This window comes from Acidihalobacter aeolianus (assembly GCF_001753165.1).
Taxonomy (GTDB): domain Bacteria; phylum Pseudomonadota; class Gammaproteobacteria; order DSM-5130; family Acidihalobacteraceae; genus Acidihalobacter; species Acidihalobacter aeolianus.
Genome location: NZ_CP017448.1, coordinates 3312119 through 3338775, shown reverse-complemented (window position 1 = coordinate 3338775; position 26657 = coordinate 3312119). Strand labels below are relative to the sequence as shown.

Sequence of the window (26657 nt, the reverse complement as noted above, 5' to 3'; positions counted from 1 at the left end):
TCTGAGGTAATGAGCCAGCGCCCAGTAGAGGGTTCAATACCATGCAGTCGAGCTTTGGAGTTGGAGTATGAAGCCGAGAAGAAACGCACGCGCCGGGATCGGTTTCTGGGTGATCTGGAACAGCTCGTGCCCTGGGCGGCGCTGGTCGAGGCGCTTGAGGCGCACTATCCGAAGAGCGGCCGGCGGGGTCGTCCGCCGATCGGCCTGGAGCGGACGCTCAGACTCTATATTGCCCAGCAGTGCTTTGGACTATCGGACGAAGGAGCCGAGGACGCGGTGTATGACACCCAAGTGATCCGCCGGTTCGTGGATATCGCTTTGAGCCTTGAGGAGGCGCCGGATGTGACAACGTTGCTTAAGTTCCGCCACCCTTGGCCGAGCGCGGCCTACTGCTCAAGGAGGGTACGCTGGTCGATGCGACGACCATCGAGGCGCCGAGCTCGACCGAGAATCTAGAAGGCAAGCATGATCCCGAGATGCATCAGACGAAGAAAAGTAACCCGTGGCACTTTGGCATGAAGGCGCCTATCGGTGCTGATGCCAACTCAGGGCTGGTGCACACGGTGGTGGCAACTTCAGCACAGATCGATGACGTGACGCAGGTTAATCGGCTGCCATACACGAAAAGTCGATGGCTTTTGGCGATGCCGGTTATCAGAGTGTAGACAGGGGCTCTGAGCGCACGCGCCGACAGATGCGTTGGCACGTTGCGCTGCACCCGGGTAAACAGATTAGCGTGACCCTAATACCATTTGTCAAGACGAGGTTGACCGACTTCATGAGGATATATTCCGTGTGCCCCAGATCCCTGAGAAGGCTTCGACACCCTGCGAGACTCAGCCTATTATCGCTCGTGCCGTTGGCACTCTGGGGTCTGTTCTGTCCGACTGTTGTGATCGCAGCACAGGCCCAGTCCACATTGAGTCTCTCTAAAGTCTTACAGGTCATTGGAGCGCAATCCCCGCAGATCCTGGCGGCTCAGGCTGAGGGGCAGCAGGCCAAGGATCGTGTCGGCCAAGCCCGCGCGGCCTGGTTCGGTTCCGTAGATGTCTATGCCCTGAGCCAGCATTACAACGATCCGCGTCTGACCCGGCCGATCACCTACCCGCCCAATGTTGCCAACTATCCCTTCGCCAGCGATCAATTCGGTTATGGCGTCAACGTGAGTCTGCCGCTGGACTTCAGCCTGAAAATCGCGGCCGAAGTGGACGCCGCAAGAGCCGGTGCGCAGGCGGCACGCTGGAACGCAGACGATGCCCGGCTGCATGCGTTGCTGAACGGCGCAGCGCTCTACCGCGACCTGCAGGCCCTGGATGGCAGACTTGCGGCTCTGGGCAGTCAACTGACAGCCCTTACGGCCAGCGTCAACGTGGCAAAGGCCGGTGTGCGTGCCGGAACCTTTTCGAAACTCAAGCGCCTGCGCGTTGAGGCGGCTTTAGCAGGCTGTTGAAAATTCCCCCGATTTAGCGGTTATCATGTTGATCAGGGTCCATTGGCGACGTGCCCCTTCGGATCTGGGGCCTGATTTTTCCCGAAAACAGCCCAAATCCCGATCTCTGGGCGCACCGATCCCTTGATGTGTGCCTTCAACATGCTGCCAGTCCCAGATTGCGCATCCGCACCAGGTTGTAGGCCGCCGCGCTGAGCACAAACTGGAAATCCAGTTTCTCGCGTCCGACAAACCGACTTTTGCGCAGACCCGCAATGGTCTTGAGCCAACCGAAGCATTCTTCGATCCGCTTGCGGATCGTCAGGCTGGTTCGGTAACCGGGATGGCCGATGGTGCGCCCGTCGATGGCCGAGCGGCGCCCGGCCGTGTTCTGAGCCACATGCGGCGTGACGTTTCGTCCACGCATCGCCGCCACAAAGCCTTGCGTGTCATAGTTCTTGTCCGCGCCCAGCGTGATCCGGTGGCTCCCGCCGAGCGCGTCGACAAGCTCGACACCGGCCTCGCGCTCGGCCGTGCCGGTGGCCTGGCTCGTCTGCGACTCGACGATCAGGCCGTGGCGGTTTTCCATCAGCAGGTGTCCGAGGTAGCTGAGCTTGGCGGTCGTGCCTTCGCTCTTGCGATACAGCAAGGCATCCGGGTCGGTCCTGGAGACGTGCGTTTCCCGACACCGCTTCTGCCCGCGAAAGTCCACCGTGGGATTGCGCCCGCCACCGCTCGGCGGCGCGTCCTCGTCCCGGGGCCGGTAGCTCTTGTGCGAGGCCAGCGCTTCGATCAACGTGCCATCGACGCTGAAGTGTTCGCTAGACAGCAGATCGGCCGCACGGGCCTGATCCAGCACCCGGGCGAAGAAGGTGCGGGCCACATCGCCTGCAAGCAGGCGGTCACGGTTCTTGGTAAACGTGGAGTGGTGCCAGACCGGATCGTCCATGGAAAAGCCCACAAACCAGCGAAACAGCAGGTTGTAGTCGATCTGTTCGACCAACAGGCGTTCGCTGCGGATGGTGTAGAACGCCATCAACAGTTGCGCGCGCAGCAGCTTCTCCGGCGGGATCGAGTCACGGCCCATATGGGCATACAGCGCATCGAAGTCAGCGTCGAGTTCTTTGAGCGCTTGATCGACCATCCGCCGGATCGGGCGCAGAGGATGGTCCTTCGGCACCCGTTGCTCCGGGCTGACCGTGCTGAACAGCCCATCCTGATGTATGTCGGCACCGCGCATCGGCCACAACCCTCACTCAACAATACAAAACCAATCTTCCGGGTTTACAGGACTTTTTCAACAGCCTGCTAGCCGAGGTTCGCGCAACGCGTGCCGGCGTCGAAGGCAGTATCCGCAAATTGCGCGCGCAACTCGCTGCACTGATGGGCGAGAGTCGGATCGACGGCACCATTGCCCCGCTGACCGCGCCTCCCGGCGCGTTGCCGGCAAATCTCGGTTTGTCGACGCCCGGCGTGCAGGCTGCAGAAAGCGCCCTCGGTGCCAGTCAGGACAAGCTCGCTGCGGCAAAACGCAGTCTGCTGCCTCAGTTCTTCATTGATGGCGGCTGGAATCAGAACGCCATTCAGGGTTTTCACGATCCTGTACATACTTGGCAGCTAGCTCTGGGCGTGAAAGTCAATCTGTGGTCGGGCGGAGCTCAGATCAGCGCCATTGACGCCGCACAGTCCGCGACCATTGTCGCCCGCCAAAAACTGCGCAGCGCGCGTCTTGCGTTGGGAGCAGCGCGTGAAGCGGCTATCGCCCAATGGCGGTCAGAACAGCAGGCCTACGCTGCAGCGCAGGCTGGTCTCGATGCTGCACTGCAGAGCGCGCGCATCGAACGCGGAAACTTCCGGGCCGGCCTGAGTTCGGCCACCGACCTGCTCGCTGCCGAAGCGGCGCTGGCACAGTCGCGGGCGGCGCTGACAGCCACACTGGCCGGCTGGTGGCAGGCGGATGCCGCGCTGCGTTACACCTACGGCGAACCGCCGTTGGCCATGACGGGCACCGCGCCGGTTCAAGAACCTCTCTCTGGAGCAGCCAAACCATGACCGAAAAACAACAAGCGGCAGTGCCGCATAAACGCCGCCGCTGGTGGCTGGTTTTCATTCCGGTCTTATTGATTTCGGCAGGCTACAGCCTGCACGAATACCGCCTGCATCAGGCCGACGACAGTCCGCCGCCCCCTGCAGCGCCTTGGGCTCTTCAGACAGCGCAGGTTACGCGTGGGAGCGTGTCCGGAGAAATCCAGACGAGCGCGGTTGTCGAAGCCCGAGACGTGATTTCGCTGTCACCGCAAATCCAGGGGACCGTGCTCGCCGTTGGCCCGCGGGCTGGCGTGACGGTCAAGCGCGGGCAGTTGCTGGTCCGTATCGACGCGCGCACGATCCGGGCCGATATTGCCGCTCTGGAAAAACAGCGCCGCGCGGCAATGGCCGAGGCGGATTACGCAGAGCGTCAGTATCAGCGTATTCAAAAAGTGCTGGCCAACGGCGGCGTCAGCCGCTCGCAGGCTGACCAGGCACGCACCGCAGCCGCCGATGCGCAGGCCAAGGCTCAGGCGCTGGCGAGCCAGATCACAGCTCTCAAGGTCAAGCTGGGTTATGCGGAAATCGCCGCCCCGCAGGACGCCGTAGTTGCCGAACGGCTGGTCGCGGTGGGCGACACGGTCGGCCCCGGACATCCGGTCTATCGCTTGACGGCGGGCAAAGGCGCGGTCGTGCGCGTCACCCTGGCGGCCGATCAACTGGCCCTGGTGCATCTGGGCGACCGGCTTGTTCTCTCGAGCGGCGATATGACCCTGGCGCTGCCAATCACGCGCGTCGCCCCCGCAGTGGACAAGGCAGGCCTGGGTTTCGCCGAAGCGGAAGCGAAAACGTTGCCATTCGGCTTGCCGAGCGGCAGTTCGTTGCCCGCCAACGTTTATACGGCGGCGCATGATAACGCACTGACCGTACCGATTGATGCGCTGGTGGGCGAAGGCACCCACGCCCATGTATTCGTGTTCGTCGCAGCTACCGGCAAGTATGCGACAGGTACGCTGCGCCGCGTGGATGTGCAGGTGCTGCGGACCGGCGCCGAACGTGCCGCCGTCGCAGGCAAGCTCGAACCCGGCATGCAGGTTGTCGTGGGGCAGACCGCGCAGCTGGCGCAACTGCGCGGCGGCGATCCTGCCGTCACGGGTTTGGCGGAGAGCAGGTAATGAACTTCATGCAAAAGCTGCTCGACCGTTCGCATGTCATTGTCGCGCTGGCGGTGCTGGTCGTGGTCGCAGGCATCGGCGCCTATCTGACCATGCCCATGAATCTGTTTCCTGACACCAACCGCCCAATGATCAGTGTCGTCACGCAGTGGCCGGGCGCGGAAGCCACCGACGTGGAGCAAGAGGTCACCCATCCGATCGAGACACAGCTCTCGGCGATCGACGGCGTGCGCCGCGTGACCTCGGTCTCCCGCGACCAGGTATCGGCAGTTACCGTGGAGTTCAATTACGGCTACGACATCAACATCGACGCCACCAAGGTGCTGACCGAGCTCAAGCGGGTGGAATCCAGTCTGCCAGCAGGCGTGCGACAGCCGACGATATTCCGTATCACCAGCGCCGCGCAGCCGGTGACCGTATTGGGGCTGACGCCGGCAAAGCATTCTGACTTGAACCTCGATCAGGTACGACGCATCGCCGAGAACAGTTTGCGCGACCGCCTGCTGCGCATCCCCGGCGTTGCCGAAGTCGAAGTCTTCGGCGGCCATCAGCGCCAGCTACAGGTTAGCCTGGATCGCACCAAACTCGCCGCCCATCGCCTGAACGTGCCGCAGGTGGCATCGGCCATCGCGGCAAGCAACGTGACCGCCCCCATGGGATTGGTACACCGCGAGGGCTACCGTTTCCTGCTGACCCTCAACGCTCTGAAACACACGCCGGGGCAGGTCGCCAACATCCAGGTGCCGATGCCCGGCGGCGGGCTGGTACGCCTGGGCGATCTCGGACAAGTGCAGTGGGGTAGCGCAGACCCGACGTCGATGTATTTCGGCAACGACAAGCCCGCCATCGCCATTTCGATGCTGCGCGGCAACGACGGCTATTCCGCCACTGTGGCACGCGCCATCGATGCCGCGCTGCCGCAGGTCCGCTCCGAGTTCCCGATGCTCGACATCCAGCGCACCGACGGCCAGCTGCGGCTCATCAATCTGACCGTCGACAACATGCTTGGCGCGCTGCGCGACGCCGTCATCATGACCGTATTCGTCATTCTTCTGTTCCTGGCCGACACCCGCGCCGCTTTCGTGACCGCGCTCTCGCTGCCGTTCACCTATCTGCTCACCTTTCTGGTGATGAAACTGATCGGCTTCGAGTTCGACATGGTCACCTTGACTGCCGTGATCATTGCCGTGGGTTTGCTGGCCGACGACGCCATCGTGGTGATCGAGAACATCGAGCGGCGCATGCGCGAGCACGGCGAGTCCGGCCTCGCCGTGGCCGCCAACGGCACGCAGGAAGTCATGCTGGCTGTGCTTTCGGGCACGCTCAGCAACGCCGTGGTGCTGTTGCCCATCGTGTTCATCGGCGGTTATGTGCAAACCGTGTTGCGTCCGCTTTCGGTCACGCTGATCGTCGCGCTTGTCGCCTCGTTCGTCGTGGCCGTCACCATCATCCCGCTGCTCACGCCCTGGATCATCAAACCCGGCGCACGCGATCCCCTGCGCGGTCCGCTGCTGTATTTTGAGCGCTGGGGTTTGAATCCACTCAAGCGCTTCTATGCCTTCGCCGTTACGCTGGCACTCAAGCATCCCTGGCGGGTGCTGATCGTGGCGTTTTTACTCACCGGTGCGTCACTCAAGCAGTTGCCAGTGGTGGGACGCGAACTCATGCCCTTGATGGATACCGGCATTGCGCAAATCAGCTTCGAAGCGCAACCTGACACCGACGCCGCAGATATGAAACGCATCGCCGAGCAGGTGGACGCCGCGATCCGCGCCTCGGTCAAACCGGCCTGGCTGTTGTCTACATCGACAGTGGTTGGCGCCGAGCCTGAGGACAAATCCTTCGGTGCATCGCGTACCTTTCAGCAGGGCATGGCGACCATCAACCTGGTGGATCGCTTTCACCGCAATCGCACCCTCTTCCAGATCGACCGAGAGATACAACGGCGCGTTCGCGCCATTCCGGGCGTGATCGATGCAAACGCGGTGGTGTACGGCGCCACACCGCTGTCCTCGATCCGCGGTACTGTCGATCTGATGGTCAGCGGACCGGACTGGCAGGTTCTTAACCGTCTGGCTGGCGAACTCGAGCAACGCTTGGGCAAGGTTGGTGGCTTCACCGGCATCGAACGCAGTTGGCAGGGTGATTCGCAACGCCTGCAGCTCAATGTCGACCCGACCCAGGCGGCCGCTTACGGCCTGACGCCCACCGCCATCGCCAAGCAGGTGGCCTCCCAGATCAATGGCATGCCGGCCGGAAGTATCCTGGTTCCGAACCAGAGCAGCATCCCGGTGTGGGTGCGACTGCTACCTGGTCAGCGCTCGAGCGCCGCCGCCGTCGCCGCGCTTAACATCACGACGCCGGACGGTCGTATCGTGCCGCTTGCGCAGGTGGCCCGTGTAAAGACCGTATACGCACCGACCGCATACACGCATCAGAACCTGCAGCGCACCGTGGACGTGATCGGGTATCGGCGCAATATCTCGGTCAGTGCGCTGAATACTCATGTCGACCAGGCGCTAAAGGGGTTTGCATTGCCGCGTGGGTACACGCTCAGCCACGAGGGTGAGATCAAGGAAATGAATGCCTCGTTCGTCCGTCTGGGGCAATCACTGGCGCTGGGCATCATACTGCTCGCCGTGGTGCTGGTAATCGCCTTCCGTTCGTTCGTCAGTCCGATTGCGATTCTGGTGACCCTGCCACTGGCCGTGATCGGCGCGGCCTGGGCCATGCTGATTGCCGGCAAGCACAGCTGCATGCCCTCGTTCATGGGGCTGATCCTGCTGATGGGGATCATCGTCAAGAACGGCATCCTGCTGGTGGACTTCGCGCAGGAGGCGCTCAAACAGGGAGTCCCGCTCAAGCAGGCCATATTACAGGCGGTCGACCTGCGGACCCGGCCCATCCTGATGACCGCGGCCGCCGCATCCGTCGGCATGGTGCCCGTGGCCTTGGAATGGGCCGTGGGTCTCGAACGATTGTCGCCGCTCGCCGTGGTCGCCATCGGCGGCTTGATCGTGGGTACGTTCCTCACGCTGCTGGTCGTGCCGGTGCTGCTTTATCTGCTGTATCGGCACCGTTACCCCGATTCGTCTCCCGCATCCGACTAGAAATTCGAAACATGACTCAACAGTCTCTTGCGGATCAGCTCAATTCATCCGCGGAAACAAATTTGGGACTCAGCACCGCCGAGATTGAAAAGCGCCGCTGGATGCTGGCTTCCACCGCCTTCAACAGCGTTCTGGGGCTGGCCAAACTTGGCTGGGCCTGGTGGAGCGGCAGCCTCATCGTGATGGCCGACGCGGTGCACAGCCTGTCCGACGTCGTCGGCGCGCTGCTGATCTATGCCGCGGTGCGCTTCTCCACCCATCGCTCCGCGCGCTTTCCGCTCGGGTTGCACAAACTGGAGGATCTGGCAGCCGTACTCAGCGGGTTCGCCGTCCTGGCCGCCGGCTACGAGATTCTGCGCAGTGTGCTCGACGTGCGCGATGCGCCGGCGGCCATGCCGGGTCTGACCGGCGCGTTCATCGCCGTCCTGCTCGTCCTGCAGGGGGTGTTTTTCTACGCCGAGCGGCGCGCCGCGATCCGCCTCAGCTCGCCCGGTTTGCGCAGCGACGCGGCCAACTGGCTGGGCGACATCGGGGCGGGCTTCGTCGTCATCATCGGCGTCGTCGCACATGCGCTGGGCTTGCCCTATGCCGAGCAGATCGCCGTGGCGATCATCCTGCTGCTGATCCTGCACGGTGCCTGGGAAGTGCTCCACGACGGCATACTGTCCCTGCTCGATGCCGCGGCGGTGGGCGATGAGCGCAAGCTGGTCCTGGAAACGCTGGTGCATCATCCAGGCGTACAGACCGCGCGTGACGTGATTCTGCGTCGAGCCGGCAGCGCGCTGTTCCTGGCGGCCACGGTCGAGGTCGTGCCGTCCGGCCTGAGAGCCGCCCACGAAGTGGTCGATCAACTGGAGGCGACGCTGCGGGCGAAACTGCCGCGGCTGGAAACCGTCGCGCTGCACTTCGAACCCGCGGCAAGCGCCCACCGCCGGAATATCACCCTGTTCGAGGACGACCGTCAAACGCTGGCCAACCGTTTCGGTCAGGCGGCCTGGCTGCGCGTGGAAGAGGCCGGCCCCGACGCCGATCAGGTGCAAAGCGTCTGGATCGCCAATCCCTACCGCGGCACGACGCGCGGCAAGGGCATCAAGCTGGCGGCCTGGCTGATCCGTCAGAACGCCGAACGGGTGCGTTTCGCACCCGATACGCCGTTGGAAACGGCCCTGGCCGAACTGCTCGAAAGTGCGGGCATCACGCTTGATGCCGCCCCAGTGGACGTCGACACGCACGCTCCAAACCGGCATGAACACGGCCAGGACGGCGCCTGAATCCGCTTGGACACACCGTATTTGATTCACGTGCATAGGAGGAGAACACCATGAGTTCAGACACGCGGTACGACGTACTCATTATCGGCGGCGGACCGGGCGGCACGCCTGCCGCCATGGCTCTGGCGCAGGCCGGCAAGCATGTCATGCTGGTTGAGGCCGGTCGGGGTTTGGGTGGCACCTGTCTGTTCGAGGGTTGCATACCGTCCAAGATATTCCGTGAAACCGCAGCACGCCGCCGCGAACTCGGACGTGCGGCCGAATTTGGTCTGCCTGGATCTGACGCAAATACCGTCAGCGTCGACTGGAGCGTGGTGCAGACCCGCAAACACCATATTCTCAACAGTCGCGCGCAAGGCGCTCTGGCCAAGGCCAGGGAATTGCCCGAACTGGAAGTGGTGTTCGGACGCGCCCGCCTCACAGGGCCGCGCACGGCTGTGATCGAAGCGGCCGGGGAGAGACGTGAAGTCGGTTTCGATAACGTCATTTTGGCCACCGGCTCCGTCGCGTCGCGCTTACCCATTCCTGGCGCGGATCTGCCCGGCGTGCTCGACTCGCGGGGTCTCATCGAGATCGGTTTCGTTCCGAGGTCACTGACCCTGATCGGCGGTGGCCCCATCGGAGTGGAGATGGCGCAGATATTCGCCATGCTCGGCGCCCGCGTGACCCTGCTGGAAGCCATGCCGCGCATCCTCGGACCGGTGGACGACGTGCTTGCAAACCTGCTCGCAGAAAGGCTCCAGGTGGACGGCATCGACGTACAGACTGGCGTGTCGGTCGAAGCTATCGAGGGGGAGGAGTGCCGGCATGTCGTCCGTTACACGCGCGACGGGAAAGCGTATGAGGTTGATGCCCAGGTAGTAGCCATCGTCGCCGGCCGTCATCCCAATGTCGATGGCCTCGGTCTGGAGACGACCGCGGTCCAGCATGACCGCCACGGCATCAAGGTTGGTGAGACGTTGCAGACCGACGAACCCGGCATCTACGCCACCGGCGATCTGGTAGGCAACCCGATGTTCGCGCACTGGGCCACCGCGCAGGCGCTGGCCGTCGCCCGCCACCTGCTCGGCGCGCCGGCAGCTTATCCGCGCCCCGAGTACAACAGCGCGGTGATCTTCTCCTATCCGGAGTTGGGCATGGCCGGACTCACCGCGGAAGCCGCCCGAGCGGCAGGGCTCGACGTGACGGTGGCCGAGTACGATTATCGGATTGACGCGCGTGCACAGATCAGCGGCGACGCTTTCGGCCGGCTACGCCTGGTCTATCGCAAGGACGATCGCCGCGTGGTCGGCATCCACGCCCTGGTCGAAGGCGCCGCCGATCTCATGGGCGAGGCCGAGCTCATTGTGCGCCACGGTCTGACCCTGGAACAGGTGGCCGAGGCCATCCATCCCCATCCGACCCTGACCGAAGCCTTTGGTCTGACGGCGCTCGGGGCGCGCTGAGGCACTACAGTGCGGCGGGTCTTCGTCATTTCTCTGTGCTGAGTGCTCACCGCATCATTACCCAATTTAAACGCTTATTTTGAAAAAAATAGCTAACGCGATTGACCGGGAATCAAGGCATCAGGTGACACCAGGGCGCGGTGGTTCGAGATTCGCGAACAGCGCTACTGTGGGGAGAAGCATAAAGCCCGTGAAATTATGCTGCGCACTGTGGTTTGGAATGCTGGCTCTGGCGCTACCGGCGTATGGTGCGGCGACCACTGCAATCATCTCACCCACTTATATAGAGGGCTACACGGACGCGCTATTGCAGCGCAATCTCGGCTGGTCTGCTGGCAACTATCGGTTGACCTTCCGAAGCGGCTACGTGGTTGTAACACCCCCGCCGACCTGGAAGGGTTCCGGGATGACGATTCTGCTGTTGCTGCAGAATGTTCCAGGCATTGTTTCGGTACGCGTGCAGAGGCGCGCGGGCCAAGCGACACGGACGCGTTCGGCAGCGAGCAATCCGGAGGAGCGCCCCTTCATCCTGACCGGCGGTGAATATTTCCCGCGCGGGTCCTTGTTCCATCCGTTGTTCGCCGACCCCAAAGAACCGGAGTTCTTCGTCAGCTACCGTGAATACCGGATGCCATTTGGCATCTATCACGTAGGTGCCGTCGGCTATGGCGGAACGCTGGGACTTTACCGCTGGACACAGCGGCTCCTTTCGGCGGGCAAATGCAAATCGATTTCGCGGCCGGTGCATTCTCGCAATTCAATCTCGACGTTGCTTCACCCGAACTGGTCAACACGGACTTCACCGTCGGCATTCCAATCACTTGGCGACGGGGCGCCAACTCGCTGCGTGTTGAGTTGATGCACCAAAGCTCGCATCTGGGGCCGCGATATTTCGCAAATCAGCACCCAAGCGATTATTCACTCAGCTTTGAAAAGCTGAGCTCACTCTGGTCTCATCGCTGTGGACAATGGCAGTATTACGGCGGAGGCGGTTATCTGCTCTGGCCGGTGCCCACCACTCTCAAACGCCTCTTCGTTCAAAGTGGCCTGGAATATCGAGGCCCGCGCGTATTTGACGGTTTCGCACGTTTCGTAGCAGGTTTCGACGTGCAAAGCTGGGCGGAGAGCAGCTGGAAACCTGACGCGAGCCTCAAACTTGGCCTCGCCTATGCCGGCCCTGACCCAGCCAAGCGCATGTTGCGCGTGATGCTGGATTGTTGTTGATTGAAGATTTCAGAGATTACAGACAGGTTGGTCTTGTCGGGAAGAAGTGCCTTGAATAAGCGTAACTACTCAGTGAAAATAATTACAAAAAGTACTTGACAGGGTTTTTGGTAGTTTTTTTGAAAATATGGCGGCGCTGTAACGAGTGCGATTATTGGTCTCCGAAAGCGACAGAGGCGTAGTCTTCCTTGCGACATCACGCGAGGCACTGCCCCACCGTCAGTCAATTATTTTACGCCGCCAGATCGCCTTACAAACGAGAAAATTGGCACTTCAAAACCCGTGAGATAATAGCTTCATTACTTCTTTGGAGCAGTCTTGCGTGCGGATCGACGGCGTCGATATCGAGATCACCCTGGCACAGGTCAGGGCGCAACTGGAGCAGGAGAAAGACCTATCTCCGGCACTCCGCGCCAGTATCGAGATGATGCTCATGTTGTTCGTCGTGTTACTCAACCGTCTCGGGCTCAATAGCCGCAACAGCAGTCAGCCGCCGGCATCGGATCCCAATCGGCCACGCAGCCAGCGTGTGCGCTCAAGCCGACCTTCCGGTGGCCAGCCGGGGCACGTGGGCAAGACCTTGCGCCCGGTCGAGCATCCCGATGAGATCGAGGTCCTCAAGATCGATCGTCGTCGCTTGCCGAAAGGCTGCTATACCGAGGCGGGTTTCGAGACTCGCCAGGTTTTTGATATCGACATCAGCCGGATCGTGACCGAGTATCGGGCGCAGATCCTGGAGAATGAATCAGGCCAACGTTTTGTGGCTTCATTCCCGGAAGGGGTGGATAAGAAGGTGCAGTATGGTTCCGGCCTCAAGGCCCATGCCGTCTATCTGTCCCAATATCAGCTCTTGCCCTACAAGCGGATCCAGGATTACTTTGCCGATCAGTTGGGCATCCCTTTGAGCGATGGTTCACTGGTGAACTTCAATCGCGAGGCATTTACCCGCCTGGCGGCCTTTGAGGCGATCAGCAAAACGGCATTGGCCAAAGCCGTGTCCGCTCATGCCGACGAGACCGGGGTCAACATTGATGGCAAACGCCATTGGCTGCATGGTCTGTCCAATGCTGATTGGACGCATTATCAGGTCCACAGTAAGCGAGGCCAGGAGGCGATGGACGCGATCGGGATCCTGCCACGGTTCCGCGGTGTGCTGTGTCATGACCATTGGAAACCCTATTACCGTTATCGGGACTGCACCCATGCCCTGTGCAATGCCCACCACCTGCGCGAACTGGAACGAGCATTCGAGCAGGACGGACAACAATGGGCGGAAGCGATGGGCAAGCTGCTCAGAGAGATTCATCAGGCCGTCGAGAACGCTGGCGGCATCCTGCCGCTGACCGAGGCCAATGCTTACCGGCAGCGCTACCGAGATGTGCTCGAGGCGGGGCAACTGGAATGCCCTGAGCCGGAAAAACCACCCGACAACAAGCCTCGGGGGCGGATCAAGCGGAGCAAGGCCCGCAATCTGCTGGAGCGTCTGATGGCCTATGAAGACGATGTGCTGCGTTTCATGGTGGACGTCAATGTGCCGTTCACGAACAATCAGGCGGAGAACGATATCCGTATGACCAAAGTGCAGCAGAAGATCTCCGGCTGCTTCCGCAGCCTGGAGGGTGCCGCGATGTTTTGCCGCATACGGGGATATCTATCGACCTGCCGAAAGCAGGGGGTCACGGCTTCGGAGGCGTTGCGCCTAGTATTCGATCGCAAGCTACCGGCTTTTGCTCTGGCGATCTCTGAGAATTAGCTGAGTAGTTACTTCGCTCAAAAACAACGTGCGGACCGCCATGGCGAGTCGTGACATCACAATGTGGAAGGATCTCGCGGAACGCTTAACAAGCCAATCAGAGCTATTCGATTACCCTGACCTCACTGGCCCGTCAGATTGAACAGGAAGTTCCCGCATACTCGCCGGCGCTGATCGAGACGCTCTGTAATGAGCTTCAGTGTTTGCCCAATGATCTGTTTCGCATTGAAATCACGGACGCGACTCCTGATGATATCGACAAACTGACGCGGCGAGAAAGGTCCTTTGAGTTTGGGCCGGCACATCACCGAAGCTGATGCGCGTCCCACGCCAAGCCACCATGCAAAAAGCGGTAATCAAGAAGTCTTTGACACATCATAATTATGAGATAAGGAGGATGTGAAAGTGGAAAATTGGTTATCTCTTTTCCCTGCGCTTGACGTTATTGACAATGAAGTTAAAACACTATTGCTCAATCAGACCAGCCTTGTCCATTTGGAAAAGGGTCAGGTCGTGTTCACAAGTGGGTCTGACTGCAATCGATATTTACTGGTTCGCTCAGGCAGGATACGTGTCCAACAGGTTTCCCGGCTTGGTCGTGAAATAACGCTCTATCATATTCATGACGGTGAGGCGTGCATTTTAACGACCGCGTGCCTATTCGCGCGTAAGCCCTATCCCGCTATGGCTATTACAGAAGTCAATACGGATGTGGCAGTACTTCCACTTCATGCATTTGAGCGTGCAATAGCGTTTTCGCCAGACTTTCGTAAGTTCGTCATGCAAGCCTATGGCGATCGGCTAACGGACATGTTGATGCTGATTGAAGAGGTTGTCTTTACGCGTCTTGATGTCAGGCTGGCTCGTAAACTGCTTGCTATGGCTTCTAGTTCTGGCTCTATTGTGGGCACTCATCAGGAATTGGCCACTGAATTGGGTTCGGTTCGAGAAGTGGTCAGTCGTACGTTAGCTGAATTCGAAAGACGCGGTCTCATTCGACGTGGAATCAGGACCGTCGATATTATTGATTGGCGCGCGCTTGAGGTTTTGGCTGAAGACGGGTGACTAAGTCACTGACGGCTCCGAACATAACAGATCAACATCCTCCAAGGTATCCAGTTACCTGGGAGAATAATGATGAATGTCGGTTCTGTTGATCGATTGATCCGGGTTTTGGTCGGATTGGCCCTCATTGCTCTGGTCTTTTGGGGACCCAAGTCTCCGTGGGGATGGATTGGAGTTCTACCAATTGTCACAGCGATCGTCGGCTGGTGCCCGGCCTACACGCTCTTCGGAATTCGCACCTGCCCTGCGCGGAAACACTGAGCTAGTTCCATGTAAGGCGGGGCTTTGCGCCTTGTGGCGCACACACTCTGTGTCGCACTTTCTCTGATGACATGATCAGAGGTTCGATGCAGTGGGACTTAGAGAGCCGTCTAATAAATAAGTACTTGCTAATATTCTAACTCGGTGGCACGATGCCGAAATGGTTGATGTGTGGGATCGTTTCGTCGCCCGTCGACTATCCATGCAGGTGCTTTCGCCGAATGGAGTTCGTTAAGGCGATTCGATGTGCCGAATGGCAGGGCGATTATTGGCTTGGCGTGGTAAGCATGCATGAAGGACCATTTGTTTGAGCAATCCCAAGTGATGGAGGACCGCCACCTATATGATAAGGCGGTATTTCACACGCTATTGAGACGGCACAAGGAATTGCGCCGTGAGGTGACATATCTGCCTGATGGGATTCGGGCAGTCACCACCTCGGATCAACCTGATTTGGTCAGGCTCATCCAAGAGCATGCTCAGGCAATGCATCAAAGAATGTCTGAAGGCTTCGGGTTGCGTTTTTGGGACCCCGCATTTCTTGAGATATTTGCACAAGCTGATGCTATCGTCTTCAAGATAGGCATGCTCCCTAATGGTGTGGTGGCGAATTCGACTAGTGAGGACCCTAATGTCGTCAAGTTAATCTATACACATGCTCAAGCGGTATCGAGTTTCGTCGATGAAGGGTTTATAGCTGCACGGCGTGCCACCTCCTTGCCCGAGGGGTATTTCAGAAAGCTATCTGGCGAGGATTGAGTGAGGACCAAATGCGCGATATGAAGCGGGTTGCTGTGGTCGGTTCAGGCTTCGGAGCGTTGAGCACTATCCGAGAACTCAGGAAGCGGGACGGCGATGTTGAGATCACGATGATTGCCCCTCGCGCAGAGCTTATCTACTTACCCAGTCTGATCTGGATTCCAACCGGACTCCGAAAACCCGAAGATCTCCGTGTTGATCTATCCAGATTTCTATTAGCGAATCGAGTCAAGCACGTCGCAGCTCGAGTGACCGGACTAGAATCCGGTGGAAGGCTTGTGCGTATCGATAATGGCGATTCCATGGAGAACGATGGTCTCGTCATCGCCAGTGGTGGACGCTTCATCAAACGGCTGCCCGGCATTGAACACACCATCGCACTCTGCGAAGGAATCGATGCGGCAGAGAGAATCCACGTTCGATTGAATACTATGCAAGGGGGCACCCTTGCCTTCGGGTTTGGCCCGAATCCTCATGAGCCACAGGCCGTACGCGGAGGCCCTGTCTTTGAGCTCCTGTTCGGTATTGACGCTTACCTGCGTCAGCAGGGGCGACGCAATCAATTCACGCTGGTCTTCTTTAATGGCTCGGAGCAGCCAGGCGCCCGGTTGGGTGAGAGAGCCGTCAAGAAACTGCTGGACGCGATGCATCGACGCGAGATCAAAACGTATCTTGGACACAAGCCGGTGCGATTCGAGCCTGGTAAGGTCGTGACCGAACGTGAAGAGATTGATGCCGATCTCATCCTGTTCATGCCGGGCATGACAGGGCCTGAGTGGGCCGAAAATTCAGGATTGACCCTTTCCCCTGGAGGGATGATCAAGGCAGATCAGCATACGTTGGTGGAAGGGACTGAGCGGGTCTATGTTGTAGGAGATTCAGGAAGCTTCCCAGGCCCCGACTGGATGCCCAAGCAGGCACACATGGCCGACCTTCAAGCGGCCGCAGCCGCCCAAAATCTTCTGAATGACTTTGCCGGCAAACCGGCGTCGGCAACATTCAAGACAGAGCTTATATGCATTGTGGACATGCTCGGGAAGGGGGTGCTCGTCTATCGAAGCCCTACTCGCACACTCGTGACACCCCCGAGCCGCTTGCTTCACGCCGCCAAACGCTTGTTCGAAAAACAATACCTCTCTCGATACCGCAACCCTAAGCCGCTACCTCAGCGTGCTCATTGAGAGGGATGAAAATAACGATGTGAATACCAGCCATCGATAGGGCATTTCGCAGGATCGTTGTGGGGAGAGATCAATCTCCTAATATCAATCTCCTAACTAATAGGGATGCGAAGGTCTGGGGCTGGTGTTTAGTTTATACACAATACAAGTTCTAAACATAATGGAGGATATATCATGGCACATGTCGTCATACTCGGTGCTGGCACTGGCGGGATGCCTGCCGCATATGAAATGCGCGAGCAATTAGGCGCTTCTCATGAAGTAACGCTGGTGAGTGAGAATCCGTATTTTCAGTTTGTACCGTCCAATCCGTGGGCAGGCGTGGGTTGGAGAACACGAGAACAGATCGTCTTCGAGATTGAACCTTACGTTAAACGCAAAGGTATCAATTTCTTGGCCAAACGTGCGGATAAGATCGACCCGGAAAAGAATCAACTGACATTGTCGGATGGGAGCACTCTAGGTTACGACTACCTTGTCATTACGACGGGCCCTGCACTCGCTTTCGATGCGGTACCTGGTGCTGGACCATTTAGTGGCCATCAGAAGGCGACGCATTCGATCTGTACTATCGATCACGCCGAAAAAGCCTATGAGAGTTATCTGAATAATATCGATTCAGATAATCCCGACCCTATTGTGATTGGCGCCATGCCCGGCGCAAGCTGCTTTGGACCCGCTTATGAGTACGCGCTGATAGTGCAAAAAGACCTGGAAAAGCGCGGCGCTCGCAGCAAGATACCAGAGTTTCACTTCGTCACATCCGAGCCATATATCGGCCATCTTGGCATCGCTGGTGTGGGCGATTCTCCCAAAATCCTCTCCCGTCACCTGCAAAGCCTTGGGGTGCAGTACCACTGCAACATGAATACAGTCAAGGTTCAGGACGGTAAGCTGCTATCCGAGCAATTCAATGATGCAGGAGAAAAAGAGAAGGCGGAATCCTTCGATTTCGGGTTTTCCATGATGTTGCCAGCCTTTAAGGGCGTTGACGCTGTCGCTAATGTCGAGGGCCTGTGTAATCCAAAAGGCTTCGTGATCGTGGATGAACATCAGCGTAGTCCTAAATACCCCAACATTTATGCAGCCGGCGTCTGTATTGCCATCCCACCTGTAGAAGCAACCCCTGTACCGACAGGAGCACCCAAAACAGGTTACATGATCGAATCCATGGTCACGGCACTGGTACACAACATCAAGGCCAATATCGAAGGTAAAGAAGGCAAGGCTGAAATTGGGACGTGGAATGCGATATGTCTTGCTGATCTCGGCGACCGAGGGGTCGGCTTCGTGGCACTGCCACAGTTCAAGCCGCGCAAAGTGGATTGGTATGGCGAGGGGCGCTGGGTGCACTGGGCAAAGATCGCCTTTGAAAAATACTTCATCGCCAAGATGAAGGCTGGCGTTTCCGAACCCTTCTACGAGAAGCTGATCTTCCAGATGCTGGGCATATCGCGACTCAAGAGTGATGAATCACCGCTTAATCAAAAATCCGGCTAGGCAACGACCACTCTAAGGAATGTGATCCTAATAAATGTCTACTCTGTGCACGAGTAGATTGCCTTCTTTACGAATGGAAGGAGCACGCTATGAGCGCGATTGAACAAACGGCAGATCAGGGAACGAGCAACTACGATGCCGTTATCCGCTTGGCTGACGATCTGAAAGTTCAGATTGAGTTGATTACCACCATCCTGTACGAGTCTGCTCAGGATCAGGATGTGCGGCAGGCAGCGCTTCGGATCGCATCAAACGCAGGTCAACTATGGTCCGCAGTCAGTCGTCTGGCTGGCTCCATGGGCGTTGAATCAGTGGTGGACATCGAAACTCGAATCAATGCGGCGGTTCATGCATTGGAGCCGGTATTGGTCGGGTTAGAAACGCTCCGAGAAACCGCGCCGGAGATCATGGCGGATCTGAGTCGCTCAGGCACGCTGCAGCAATTTGCCATAGCCATCCAGGAATGGGTGGAAGTACTCAATCAGGCAAGAGCGTTGATCCAGGGCGGCAACCCATCAGCCGCAGCCAGTATACGGTCTGTATTGACGTCACTCGAGCAATGGTCCGCACAACTCAAAGTGGCCTGGGAGACGGTATCCGAGACACTGCCTGAGGTCCTGGACAGAGGCGCAGTCCAAGCTAGCGTCAACCGACTCGGTGAAACGCTGCTTGCATGGTCTTCTGTGGCCCGGGAGGCACGTTCGTTGCTGGGTGATTGTGGTGGCGGAAATGGTGCCCTCGCCGCGCACGAGATCATCGGAGCGATTCGTGAAGCCCAGCTCGATATGAAAGGGCAAAGCGGCCGCCGCGGCGGGATATTGGCCTTTCTTTCCTTCTTGTTCTCTGGAAGGACGCTTTTTGTATTGCGATATGCAGTCGCGATTATGTATCGCGTTCTAAGAACTATCGATCAACCAGGAAGTACCCGGAAATCTTCATAATCAAACGTAGAATGAATCCACACTCCCGACCCGACCCGACCGCGGCCATGGGTGAGACATCTGCTGAAATCATTCTGAGGAGAGGAGACCATGGTTCTTAGGGCCTGTTCACACTAATAAGTGTATCGACGATGAGAGCGAAGTGGATGAAGAAGGTGAAGACGACATCGAGCTTGTCGAAGCGCGAGAAGATTCGTCGAAATCCTTTGAGTCTTCGGAATAGTCGCTCGACTTCATTGCGCTTCTTGTAAAGTTCAAGATCGTCATGCGATCCAAGGTCCAGCCCATGAAAGAGGTCGCCAAAATGATACGCAGACACGTCCATGGCACATCGTCGCCTGGGCCCAGACACGGCAAACCAACGGCTTCATCGAGGCGCTCAACGGCCTGTTCCAGGCCGCCAAGCGCAAGGCGCGCGGCTATACTCGCTTCGCAACCATGCGCACCGTCATCTTCCTCATTGCCGGCAAACTCGACTTCCGGATAATCAACCAATATGCACACTAACCTACTCTTTTTTCAAAAGAGCCACAAAAAGGCCGCTAAGCAGGGCGATAAAATCGCTCGGATGGCTCTTTGACGAATACAGAGATAATCTAAGCCGCTGATTGTACCTTTCGTAAACTCGTTAGGGCTGATGACCTGGAATGAGTGTATTGCTCTGCTAACGGTTCCAATAACGGGTCTAAAAATCTCTGAACTACTGATCCCCTTGAGTCGCATCCTGAGCAGCTTGTTGCGCCTGTTGTGTGGACTGTTGAGCAGAGTCTTGCGCTTGTTGCGCACTTTGCTGAGCAGAATCTTGTGCTTGCTGCGTACTCTGTTGAACAGAGTCTTGTGCTTTCTGTCCGGTTTCACCCAGTTGAGAAGCGGTATCGGTTGAGGAACCCGGTTGTGCGCCAATTCCTTCCGGAGCAGAACGGTGTGGCGCAAGTTTACGGTCGCCCTCAGGAATGGCGATATGGTTTTCGATAGCGCCCTGAACGTCCTGGTTCGGGCCTACGACGTTGATGGTGATGTCAAGGTCGTTACCGGCGGCGAAGGCAGACGGGCTCATTACCGCCAAGCCTGCCAGCATTATCCATGTCGCCAATGTGTAGCGTCGCATCGTGGTTTCCTCATTCGCGTCTCCAACCGCAACATGCGATAGGACGCTTAATTCTCTGCCTTGCAATCGCTCAGTCTTAGCGGTCGATTGGCGGTTTGTTTCCCGGTCGTTATCTTCCAACCTGCTTGTTGAGTAACACGTTGATATGCGGGAAAACGTTCCATGGGCAGCTAGGAATCATGACTCTATAGCCAGAATGAGACAAGTTTTACACGGGGTGCCAATCTAAACGGGCAATCTATGTAAATCGCTATGCACATGAATAGAGGTAAAGAACCAAAAAATGGCGCGATACCAACAGGATATCGCGCCACAAGATGGGGGGTAGTGTACAGTAGTGCGGAGATACCTTAGCCGTTGAGGCTCGGTTCAGTGGTAGGCGGATAGATACGCGCAACGGAGAGATCTGTGCGTAACTGCTTGAGTTCGACCGACTGGCCAATCTTGAGTGGCGCAGAACCGTACAGTTCAGGATGCAGGTTGATGGCGAGCATGGTGGTTGCAATGCGCTCAGAAGATTGGATCGGGCCGAACTGGCGAATCAAGTTGTTCCAGGCGTGATTCAGGCGGTGCATGCCCTGTCCGCTAGCAAGGACGGCATCCCAGGTCTGGTATTGCCCACCGATCCGTGCGCTGACGTGATAAACGAGGCCGGTACGCCCTGCAATCTCAATTTTCTGACCTGTAGGCACCATGCGAATGCTGCTGGCATCGACTGAGAGTCCAGGCATGCGCTGCGCAGTCACGGTCTGGCCCTTGGTTTCAGTGTCACCCGGTGCGCTGAACAGGCTGATCAGCTTGCCATGGTCGATCCAGTAGCTGACGTTCCTCTGACCGAATAGGTTCGCTTTGCCATAGGAAATGCTTGCGCTCGTGACTCGCGATGAATCGATGCCCATGGTTAGTTGGGTATGGTCGGCGAGTGAATACTCAGCCTTGAGCACACCGTTGTGGTGTGTCGGGGCGCTCAGTGGGCTGGCGGCTACAGTAATGCCCGCAACGGCCAAGCCCAGGACAGCGGAGGAAAGATAGACGTAGCGTTTCATGGATTTTCTCCCAATTCAGTCGGTATAGCCCGTCGGTATGTTAAGTAACGGGCAGGTGTCTGCCTCGTCAGGGACAAGCACGTGGCCGCCTCCAAAAAAGTTCCAGAAAAAATGATTTTTTGTGAAAAAAATCGAATTTTTTCATCTTCAGAACGATCTTAAAATAAAAATGAAACCGTATTGCTTCGGATATCGTGTAAACAATGTTGCGCCTTTTCCGAAGCTGCCTTTATGAACTATCTAGGAGTTCCGACACATGCCTAGTATTCTGATTACGGGAGCAGGCAGAGGAATCGGTCTGGCATTGGCGCAGCAGTACTGCGAAGCCGGATGGCAAGTCATTGCGTGCCATCGCAGCCGATCACCTGCGCTGTCTGCCTTGGGTGAGAGAGGCGTCAGCCTGCATAGCCTGGATGTGGTCGACGACGCACAGATCGGGGAACTCACCGCCAGCCTCGCAGGTAAGCCATTGGATGTGCTGTTCAATAACGCGGGCGTCTACGGACCGGATGCTGATGCCTTCGGTGAGTTGGATGCAGCCGGGCTGCTTGCAACGCTGCACGTCAATACGGTTGCGCCGTTGCTGTTGGCCCAGGCGCTATTGCCGAATCTGCTGGCCGGTTCACGTAAGGTCATAGCGACCTTGAGCAGCAGGATGGGCAGCATCGCTGACAACGGTTCCGGGGGGCACTACCCCTATCGCGCATCCAAGGCCGGGCTGAACGCCGCCTTGAAGAGCCTGGCGATCGATCTGGGTCCTCGCGGCTTCACGGTGTTGGTTCTGCACCCGGGCTGGGTAAGGACCGACATGGGCGGACCACACGGTCAATTGAGTGTGGATGAGAGTGCTGCAGGTCTGAGAAGGTTGGTTGATCGTGCCAGCCAACGCGATAACGGGAAATTTCTCGACGTCGACGGCCACGAGTTACCATGGTGAATATCAGCTTGCAGAAGCTAGCAGGCGGTCGATCATGCGCGACGCCTGCCCGGCATAGCTCGCGCCGAACAGGTTGTAATGATTGAGAACGTGGTAGAGGTTGTATAGATCGCGTCTCTGCTCATGCCCACACGGCAATGGCCAGGCTTCGTGGTAGGCATCTAGGAAATCCGCACCGAATCCACCGAAGAGCTGGGTCATGGCGATGTCGGTTTCGCGGTCACCGTAGTAAACCGCGGGATCGAAAAGCACGGGGCGACCCGTGTCGTCATATCCGTGGTTACCGCCCCACAGATCGCCATGCAGCAGTGAGGGCTCAGGCCGGTGTCCGCGCAGTAATGCGGGTATCTCAGCCAAAAGCCGCTCGCCTAGATCGAGCAGTGACTTTGGCGCAGCGGATTGCGCAGCGAGCTTTAGCTGCGGCAAAAGCCTGCGATCGCGCCAGAATGTGGCCCAGTCGGAGGTGCGGCGATTGTCCTGCGGGGTACGTCCAATGGTGTTGCCGCGATCCCAACCGTATTCATGCGCTGTATGTCGGTGGATCTGCGCTAGAGCGGACCCAAGAACCGCGTCATTGCCTTGTCGAGAGATCCGAATATGTTCGAGTACGAGGAATGTGATATCCGCTATGTGCCCATGCAGCAGTGGCCGTGGGCAGCGGGCCGCACCCACCGCTGCGAGTTCATCGAGTCCCGCCGCCTCGGCAGCAAACGATTCTTCCTTCAAGGAAGACGACAGTTTGACGAAAAAGACACTGTTTCGGGTTTCCAACCGATAGGCCTGGCAGGTGTCGCCGCCGGCGAGCGGATGCGATGCAACGAAGATTTCCGGTCTATCGAGAACGGAATTAATTCGGGCCGTTATGTCAGCCCAAATATCTGGCTTCATCGAAAAAACTCCATCGCCCAAGACCGTTAGGAAATCACCATGCCAACGCGACGTCTGAATCCCTTGTGCGATCGTATAGGGCGTGAAAACGTCGAGCGCGTGATCGCGGAATTCTACTTGCTGCTGCGCTCTGACGACTTGCTGTCCCCTTTTTTCGTCGACCTGAAAAACCCTGCGGAGCATGAACGTCGGATCGTGGAATACTGGTGGATCGCGATGGGCGGCAAGCCGCTCGGCGCGCCAGTGGAAACTGGTATGGTCTCGGTACATGCCGGGCTGGGGCTGACGGCCGCACATTTTGAGCGCTGGCTGGAGCTGTTTCGCAAGACATTGGATAGCTCATTGGACCCGCCGCTGGCGAAGGCCTGGATGATCATGGCCGGCGGTGTCGCGGCGCGACTGCGTTCAGCGCTTGCGATTGTTTGAGGAGAGATGCCCGGCTGCGGCAGCAACCGGGCGGTCGATACATCAGCCGGCGGCCAGCGAGTCGCGTACGGTTTCCAGGCGTGCGCGTACTTCCCCTGCCAGTTCGGCGATCCCGTCCCGATCCACCAGGGCGAGCACGGATTGCGGATCCATAAAGGCGACCGTAACCTTGCCTTCGCCTTCGTCACGTACCACGACGTTACAGGGCAGCAACAGCCCAATGTCTGCGTCCGCATCGAGTGCGCGATTGGCCAACTGAGGGTTGCACGCCCCTAAAATTCGGTATGGGCGCTTGTCGACGCCGATCTTAGCCTTGAGCGTGCCGGATACGTCGATATCCGCGAGTACGCCGAACCCCTGGGTCTTGAGCGCCTCGGTCACGCGGCCGATGGCCTCGTCGAAACCGGAATCCAGGCTGATCGAGAAACCGTAAGCCATAAGTCCTCCATCTTAAGTCTGCAGTGTATGTACCCGTTGCACGGGATGTGGACATGTTAACGGAGTTCGTGTGCGCGCGCCTGTATCTGAGTGCATCCCGCTCGTCAGCCATTGACGGTATTTCATCCGTTGCAGTTGCGTAGGCACTTTACTCTTTGAGTACACACCTTTACATAAGCCGCATGGGGATAAAAACGACACAAGCGGCATTCACGTTGATCGAGTTGATGGTGGTCGTGGCCTTAGTCGCGATTTTTGCACTCGTCGGTATCCCGAGTTATGAAAGCCTGACGACGACGAACCGTATGGCGACGGAGCTGAACGGATTGCTGGCCGACATCCAATATGCACGCAGCGAGGCGATCATGCGTGGCGTCAATGTCACCGTCTGCGGCGGGAGCAATTCCACCACGGGTAGCGGTCCGGCACTGACCTGCAATCAGTCGACATGGAATAGCGGATGGATCGTGACCAGTTCACCAAGTTCGTCGGCGGGGGTGATCCGCGTGCATGAAGCCATCTCACCTAATGACCAATTTAGTTCAACGATAACCGGGAGCGGTGCTCAGTTGGTCAGGATTACCTTCGATAGAAACGGATTCACTAATAATGCCGGCACGATTGAACTCAACGACCAGTCGAACAATGTAAGTTACCGTCGTTGCTTGAAAATCTCGATGGTTGGACGTGTTGCACTGCTTAAGGGAAACAGTTGCCCATGATAAGCCACGCTACACAGAGAGGATTCAGTCTGATCGAGGCGTTGGTTGCGCTCCTCGTGATCAGCATCGGCCTCCTCGGCGTGGCCGGACTGCAGGCGCTGGCGGTGAACAATACGCACACGGCGAGTCTGCGCAGCATCGCGGCGATCGAGGCGGCCAACATGGCCGCTTACATGGGCGCGAATCCGGCCTTCTGGGCACAGGTGGCGCCGAGCAGCGTGACGGTTGTATATGGAGGTGCCACGCCCTTTTCCGGTGCCGGTGCAAGCACGCTCAATGGCCAACTGCCGTCAAGTTGCACAGCAACATTGTGCACGAACTATCAGATGGCGGCTTGGGATATGTATAACTGGGGCAAGGATCTGGCTCAACAACTGCCTTCCGGTCAGGGAGGCGTGCAGTGCAAGGGTGCGACCGCTGCCACATCCAACCCCTATACCTGCGTCGTAACCGTGCAGTGGCAGGAGAAATCCTTGGGCCTGAACGCCACCAGTAGCACAACGGCGAGTACCGCACCGGCACCGACCACGAGTACACAAACCTATTCGATGGTGACACAGCCATGAGAATGCCCGGGCAAACACAGCGAGGTTTGGGTCTTGTCGAACTCATGGTTGCCATGGTTCTCAGCCTATTTCTAGTGGCAGGCGTGATAACGGTGTTTGTCGGTACCAAGGAAAGCTACAACGCACAGCAGGCGATGGCCGCTCTGCAGGAAAACGAGCGGCTGGCAGCTTCCGTGTTAGCGGACACCATTCAGCAAGCGGGTTATTTCCCTTACGGGCAGACCACACAGACGAATCTCGCGGCGTTCCCGGCCGCTGGCTCCTTCAAAACGGCAGGGCAGGTGATCTACGGGACGAATAACACCATCATGGTTCGTTATGTGGCTGGGCCCTATGTTGCCGGGTCCAACGACGCGATCATCAACTGTAATGGCGGCACCAATGCTAGCAGTCAGCAGGTTACCTACGTCAATGCCTTCGATCTTGATATGGGCAAGGCGGAGTTGCAGTGCGCAGTTAACAGTGGGTCCGCGCAGCCGATCGTCTCACCGCTGAGCAGTCAGGCATTAAACCCAACAGGCGGAGGTATCAGTGGCTGGCAGGTGGAGTATGGCATCGCAACCCAGAGCGGCAATTCTGTCGAGCAATATCTGACGGCCAGCCAGGTAACTGCGCAGAATGCCTGGATGCAGGTGCGCAGCGTCGTGATCACGCTCAATTTCGTAAACCCGCTCTACAACCCCAATCAACCTGCGGGACAACCGCAGACTCTGACGATGACGCGCGTAATCGGATTGGAGAACTTGCAACAATGAACCGGACAGCGCGCATGCATAAAACGCTAGAGCGATCCACTCACAGACGCCAGGAAGGGTTCGTCCTGGTGGTTAGTCTGCTGATTCTGGTGATTCTCACCCTGCTTGGAGTGAGCATGTTCGGCAACGTGGGGTTGCAACAACGGATGGCGAGCAACACCCGCGAGAAAAACCGTGCCTTCGAGGCCGCACAGTCGGCACTGCAATACGCCCAATGGTGGCTGACGCAGGGTAGCAATGCGACCCAGGGCGTAACGTGTCCGCCTAGCTCACCCAGCAGCGTGCCACTTGTCTGTACTACGGCGCTATCCAACCCGACGACAGTGCCGTGGGCATTTTCAAATCAGTACGCGGGTGGCTCGCTGAAACTTGATGTGCAGCAGCTCAACAGCTCCGGGGTCAGCAGCGGTGGCGCTAATTCCTATTACAGCTATCCGCAATTTTATATTCAGTACATTGGGTTCAGTAGTTCAACCGGTGGGAATCTCTATCGCATAACGGCTTGGGCGTATGGCGGCAATCAGAATGCGATCGCAGTCGTGCAGAGTGTCTTTCTGGTCGGTGCAGGTGCCGGGGGAAGCACGCCGGCCAAATCGGTGAGCGGCACTTGAGTGCTGGCCTGGAGGAGT

25 protein-coding genes and 3 pseudogenes are annotated in these 26657 nt (G+C 58.0%); 23 read left to right on the top strand and 5 right to left on the bottom strand.

Annotated features, from left to right (window positions below; translation table 11 throughout):
- Positions 1 to 9 precede the first annotated feature (9 nt).
- Both BJI67_RS18050 and BJI67_RS15590 read left to right on the top strand, forming a co-directional pair.
- Positions 10 to 721: pseudogene (locus tag BJI67_RS18050) on the top strand (IS5 family transposase); the annotation flags it as partial.
- A gap of 132 nt (positions 722 to 853) precedes the next feature.
- Entirely contained in the window at positions 854 to 1450 is a 597-nt protein-coding gene (locus tag BJI67_RS15590) for a TolC family protein (protein ID WP_070073824.1), read from the top strand.
- Positions 1451 to 1586: 136 nt separating this feature from the next.
- Here the strand turns inward: BJI67_RS15590 and BJI67_RS15585 are convergent, their stop codons facing one another.
- Positions 1587 to 2669, bottom strand: a complete 1083-nt coding sequence (locus BJI67_RS15585; protein WP_038094256.1) for an IS5 family transposase — start codon at positions 2667 to 2669, stop codon at positions 1587 to 1589.
- A gap of 119 nt (positions 2670 to 2788) precedes the next feature.
- Between BJI67_RS15585 and BJI67_RS15580 the strand changes: the two genes are divergently transcribed.
- From BJI67_RS15580 to BJI67_RS17090, 15 genes and pseudogenes are all read left to right on the top strand, one after another.
- On the top strand, positions 2789 to 3481 hold the full coding sequence (locus BJI67_RS15580) for a TolC family protein (RefSeq protein ID WP_156782176.1): 693 nt from the start codon (positions 2789 to 2791) through the stop codon (positions 3479 to 3481).
- On the top strand, positions 3478 to 4632 hold the full coding sequence (locus BJI67_RS15575; RefSeq protein WP_070073822.1) for an efflux RND transporter periplasmic adaptor subunit: 1155 nt from the start codon (positions 3478 to 3480) through the stop codon (positions 4630 to 4632). The genes BJI67_RS15580 and BJI67_RS15575 overlap by 4 nt, the downstream gene beginning before the upstream one ends.
- Positions 4632 to 7742, top strand: coding sequence for an efflux RND transporter permease subunit (locus BJI67_RS15570; RefSeq protein ID WP_070073821.1), 3111 nt, complete (start codon positions 4632 to 4634; stop codon positions 7740 to 7742). The genes BJI67_RS15575 and BJI67_RS15570 overlap by 1 nt, the downstream gene beginning before the upstream one ends.
- A 62-nt stretch (positions 7743 to 7804) precedes the next feature.
- On the top strand, positions 7805 to 9013 hold the full coding sequence (locus tag BJI67_RS15565) for a cation diffusion facilitator family transporter (RefSeq protein ID WP_197513177.1): 1209 nt from the start codon (positions 7805 to 7807) through the stop codon (positions 9011 to 9013).
- A gap of 50 nt (positions 9014 to 9063) precedes the next feature.
- Positions 9064 to 10458, top strand: a complete 1395-nt coding sequence (locus tag BJI67_RS15560) for a dihydrolipoyl dehydrogenase family protein (protein WP_070073819.1) — start codon at positions 9064 to 9066, stop codon at positions 10456 to 10458.
- A gap of 220 nt (positions 10459 to 10678) precedes the next feature.
- Positions 10679 to 11140: pseudogene (locus BJI67_RS18345) on the top strand (DUF1207 domain-containing protein); the annotation flags it as partial.
- Between the two features lie 38 nt (positions 11141 to 11178).
- Entirely contained in the window at positions 11179 to 11682 is a 504-nt protein-coding gene (locus tag BJI67_RS18130; RefSeq protein ID WP_070073818.1) for a DUF1207 domain-containing protein, read from the top strand.
- Positions 11683 to 12004: 322 nt separating this feature from the next.
- Entirely contained in the window at positions 12005 to 13435 is a 1431-nt protein-coding gene (tnpC, locus tag BJI67_RS15550) for an IS66 family transposase (RefSeq protein WP_070071668.1), read from the top strand.
- Between the two features lie 405 nt (positions 13436 to 13840).
- Complete coding sequence (locus BJI67_RS15540) at positions 13841 to 14500, top strand: Crp/Fnr family transcriptional regulator (protein ID WP_083251028.1); 660 nt, start codon at positions 13841 to 13843, stop codon at positions 14498 to 14500.
- A gap of 69 nt (positions 14501 to 14569) precedes the next feature.
- Positions 14570 to 14761, top strand: a complete 192-nt coding sequence (locus BJI67_RS17095; RefSeq protein WP_083250947.1) for a YgaP family membrane protein — start codon at positions 14570 to 14572, stop codon at positions 14759 to 14761.
- Between the two features lie 291 nt (positions 14762 to 15052).
- Positions 15053 to 15520, top strand: a complete 468-nt coding sequence (locus tag BJI67_RS15535) for a hypothetical protein (protein WP_083250946.1) — start codon at positions 15053 to 15055, stop codon at positions 15518 to 15520.
- Positions 15521 to 15531: 11 nt separating this feature from the next.
- Positions 15532 to 16701 (top strand): NAD(P)/FAD-dependent oxidoreductase, encoded by a 1170-nt coding sequence (locus BJI67_RS15530; RefSeq protein ID WP_070073815.1) that lies wholly within the window; start codon positions 15532 to 15534, stop codon positions 16699 to 16701.
- A gap of 174 nt (positions 16702 to 16875) precedes the next feature.
- A complete protein-coding gene (locus BJI67_RS15525) occupies positions 16876 to 18201 on the top strand; it encodes an NAD(P)/FAD-dependent oxidoreductase (protein WP_070073814.1) in 1326 nt (441 codons plus the stop codon).
- Positions 18202 to 18290: 89 nt separating this feature from the next.
- A complete protein-coding gene (locus BJI67_RS15520) occupies positions 18291 to 19142 on the top strand; it encodes a hypothetical protein (protein WP_070073813.1) in 852 nt (283 codons plus the stop codon).
- A 262-nt stretch (positions 19143 to 19404) separates the two neighbouring features.
- Positions 19405 to 19649, top strand: a pseudogene (locus BJI67_RS17090) (transposase); the annotation flags it as partial.
- A 193-nt stretch (positions 19650 to 19842) separates the two neighbouring features.
- Here BJI67_RS17090 and BJI67_RS15510 read toward each other — a convergent pair.
- Positions 19843 to 20250 carry a hypothetical protein gene (locus BJI67_RS15510; RefSeq protein WP_156782174.1) on the bottom strand — a complete coding sequence of 136 codons (408 nt, stop codon included), beginning with the start codon at positions 20248 to 20250 and terminating at the stop codon, positions 19843 to 19845.
- A gap of 350 nt (positions 20251 to 20600) precedes the next feature.
- On the bottom strand, positions 20601 to 21296 hold the full coding sequence (locus BJI67_RS15505; protein WP_070073811.1) for a hypothetical protein: 696 nt from the start codon (positions 21294 to 21296) through the stop codon (positions 20601 to 20603).
- A 256-nt stretch (positions 21297 to 21552) separates the two neighbouring features.
- Here BJI67_RS15505 and BJI67_RS15500 point away from each other — a divergent pair, with 256 nt between their 5' ends.
- Positions 21553 to 22233, top strand: a complete 681-nt coding sequence (locus BJI67_RS15500) for an SDR family oxidoreductase (RefSeq protein ID WP_070073810.1) — start codon at positions 21553 to 21555, stop codon at positions 22231 to 22233.
- Positions 22234 to 22236: 3 nt separating this feature from the next.
- Here the strand turns inward: BJI67_RS15500 and BJI67_RS15495 are convergent, their stop codons facing one another.
- A complete protein-coding gene (locus BJI67_RS15495) occupies positions 22237 to 23121 on the bottom strand; it encodes a fructosamine kinase family protein (protein WP_070073809.1) in 885 nt (294 codons plus the stop codon).
- 39 nt (positions 23122 to 23160) lie between these two features.
- On the opposite strand from BJI67_RS15495, the gene BJI67_RS15490 reads away from it, so the two are divergent.
- A complete protein-coding gene (locus BJI67_RS15490; RefSeq protein WP_070073808.1) occupies positions 23161 to 23547 on the top strand; it encodes a group III truncated hemoglobin in 387 nt (128 codons plus the stop codon).
- A gap of 42 nt (positions 23548 to 23589) precedes the next feature.
- Here BJI67_RS15490 and BJI67_RS15485 read toward each other — a convergent pair whose 3' ends face one another.
- Positions 23590 to 23985, bottom strand: a complete 396-nt coding sequence (locus BJI67_RS15485) for a DUF302 domain-containing protein (RefSeq protein WP_070073807.1) — start codon at positions 23983 to 23985, stop codon at positions 23590 to 23592.
- A gap of 182 nt (positions 23986 to 24167) precedes the next feature.
- Here BJI67_RS15485 and BJI67_RS15480 point away from each other — a divergent pair, with 182 nt between their 5' ends.
- Genes BJI67_RS15480 through BJI67_RS15465 form a run of 4 tightly spaced genes read left to right on the top strand, consistent with a single transcriptional unit; the run spans position 24168 to position 26639 of the window.
- Positions 24168 to 24707, top strand: a complete 540-nt coding sequence (locus BJI67_RS15480) for a GspH/FimT family pseudopilin (protein WP_070073806.1) — start codon at positions 24168 to 24170, stop codon at positions 24705 to 24707.
- A complete protein-coding gene (gene pilV / locus BJI67_RS15475) occupies positions 24704 to 25273 on the top strand; it encodes a type IV pilus modification protein PilV (RefSeq protein WP_083250945.1) in 570 nt (189 codons plus the stop codon). The genes BJI67_RS15480 and pilV overlap by 4 nt, the downstream gene beginning before the upstream one ends.
- Complete coding sequence (locus BJI67_RS15470; RefSeq protein ID WP_070073804.1) at positions 25270 to 26028, top strand: PilW family protein; 759 nt, start codon at positions 25270 to 25272, stop codon at positions 26026 to 26028. Before pilV ends, BJI67_RS15470 begins: the two co-directional genes overlap by 4 nt.
- A 14-nt stretch (positions 26029 to 26042) precedes the next feature.
- Positions 26043 to 26639, top strand: coding sequence for a pilus assembly PilX family protein (locus BJI67_RS15465; RefSeq protein WP_197513173.1), 597 nt, complete (start codon positions 26043 to 26045; stop codon positions 26637 to 26639).
- The last annotated feature ends 18 nt before the right edge of the window (positions 26640 to 26657 follow it).

What these genes read in the sequence shown, in the direction of transcription:
- BJI67_RS15485 (WP_070073807.1), bottom strand. Translation starts at nt 23,985, where the DNA reads ATGGCTTACGGTTTCTCGATCAGCCTGGATTCCGGTTTCGACGAGGCC.
- BJI67_RS15505 (WP_070073811.1), bottom strand. Translation starts at nt 21,296, where the DNA reads ATGAAACGCTACGTCTATCTTTCCTCCGCTGTCCTGGGCTTGGCCGTT.
- BJI67_RS15465 (WP_197513173.1), top strand. Translation starts at nt 26,043, where the DNA reads ATGCATAAAACGCTAGAGCGATCCACTCACAGACGCCAGGAAGGGTTC.
- BJI67_RS15575 (WP_070073822.1), top strand. Translation starts at nt 3,478, where the DNA reads ATGACCGAAAAACAACAAGCGGCAGTGCCGCATAAACGCCGCCGCTGG.
- BJI67_RS15535 (WP_083250946.1), top strand. Translation starts at nt 15,053, where the DNA reads ATGAAGGACCATTTGTTTGAGCAATCCCAAGTGATGGAGGACCGCCAC.
- BJI67_RS17095 (WP_083250947.1), top strand. Translation starts at nt 14,570, where the DNA reads ATGATGAATGTCGGTTCTGTTGATCGATTGATCCGGGTTTTGGTCGGA.
- BJI67_RS15480 (WP_070073806.1), top strand. Translation starts at nt 24,168, where the DNA reads ATGGGGATAAAAACGACACAAGCGGCATTCACGTTGATCGAGTTGATG.
- BJI67_RS15500 (WP_070073810.1), top strand. Translation starts at nt 21,553, where the DNA reads ATGCCTAGTATTCTGATTACGGGAGCAGGCAGAGGAATCGGTCTGGCA.
- BJI67_RS15510 (WP_156782174.1), bottom strand. Translation starts at nt 20,250, where the DNA reads ATGCGACGCTACACATTGGCGACATGGATAATGCTGGCAGGCTTGGCG.
- BJI67_RS15520 (WP_070073813.1), top strand. Translation starts at nt 18,291, where the DNA reads ATGAGCGCGATTGAACAAACGGCAGATCAGGGAACGAGCAACTACGAT.
- BJI67_RS15470 (WP_070073804.1), top strand. Translation starts at nt 25,270, where the DNA reads ATGAGAATGCCCGGGCAAACACAGCGAGGTTTGGGTCTTGTCGAACTC.
- BJI67_RS15525 (WP_070073814.1), top strand. Translation starts at nt 16,876, where the DNA reads ATGGCACATGTCGTCATACTCGGTGCTGGCACTGGCGGGATGCCTGCC.
- BJI67_RS15530 (WP_070073815.1), top strand. Translation starts at nt 15,532, where the DNA reads ATGCGCGATATGAAGCGGGTTGCTGTGGTCGGTTCAGGCTTCGGAGCG.
- BJI67_RS15570 (WP_070073821.1), top strand. Translation starts at nt 4,632, where the DNA reads ATGAACTTCATGCAAAAGCTGCTCGACCGTTCGCATGTCATTGTCGCG.
- BJI67_RS15495 (WP_070073809.1), bottom strand. Translation starts at nt 23,121, where the DNA reads ATGAAGCCAGATATTTGGGCTGACATAACGGCCCGAATTAATTCCGTT.
- BJI67_RS18130 (WP_070073818.1), top strand. Translation starts at nt 11,179, where the DNA reads ATGCAAATCGATTTCGCGGCCGGTGCATTCTCGCAATTCAATCTCGAC.
- BJI67_RS15490 (WP_070073808.1), top strand. Translation starts at nt 23,161, where the DNA reads ATGCCAACGCGACGTCTGAATCCCTTGTGCGATCGTATAGGGCGTGAA.
- BJI67_RS15560 (WP_070073819.1), top strand. Translation starts at nt 9,064, where the DNA reads ATGAGTTCAGACACGCGGTACGACGTACTCATTATCGGCGGCGGACCG.
- BJI67_RS15585 (WP_038094256.1), bottom strand. Translation starts at nt 2,669, where the DNA reads ATGCGCGGTGCCGACATACATCAGGATGGGCTGTTCAGCACGGTCAGC.
- pilV (WP_083250945.1), top strand. Translation starts at nt 24,704, where the DNA reads ATGATAAGCCACGCTACACAGAGAGGATTCAGTCTGATCGAGGCGTTG.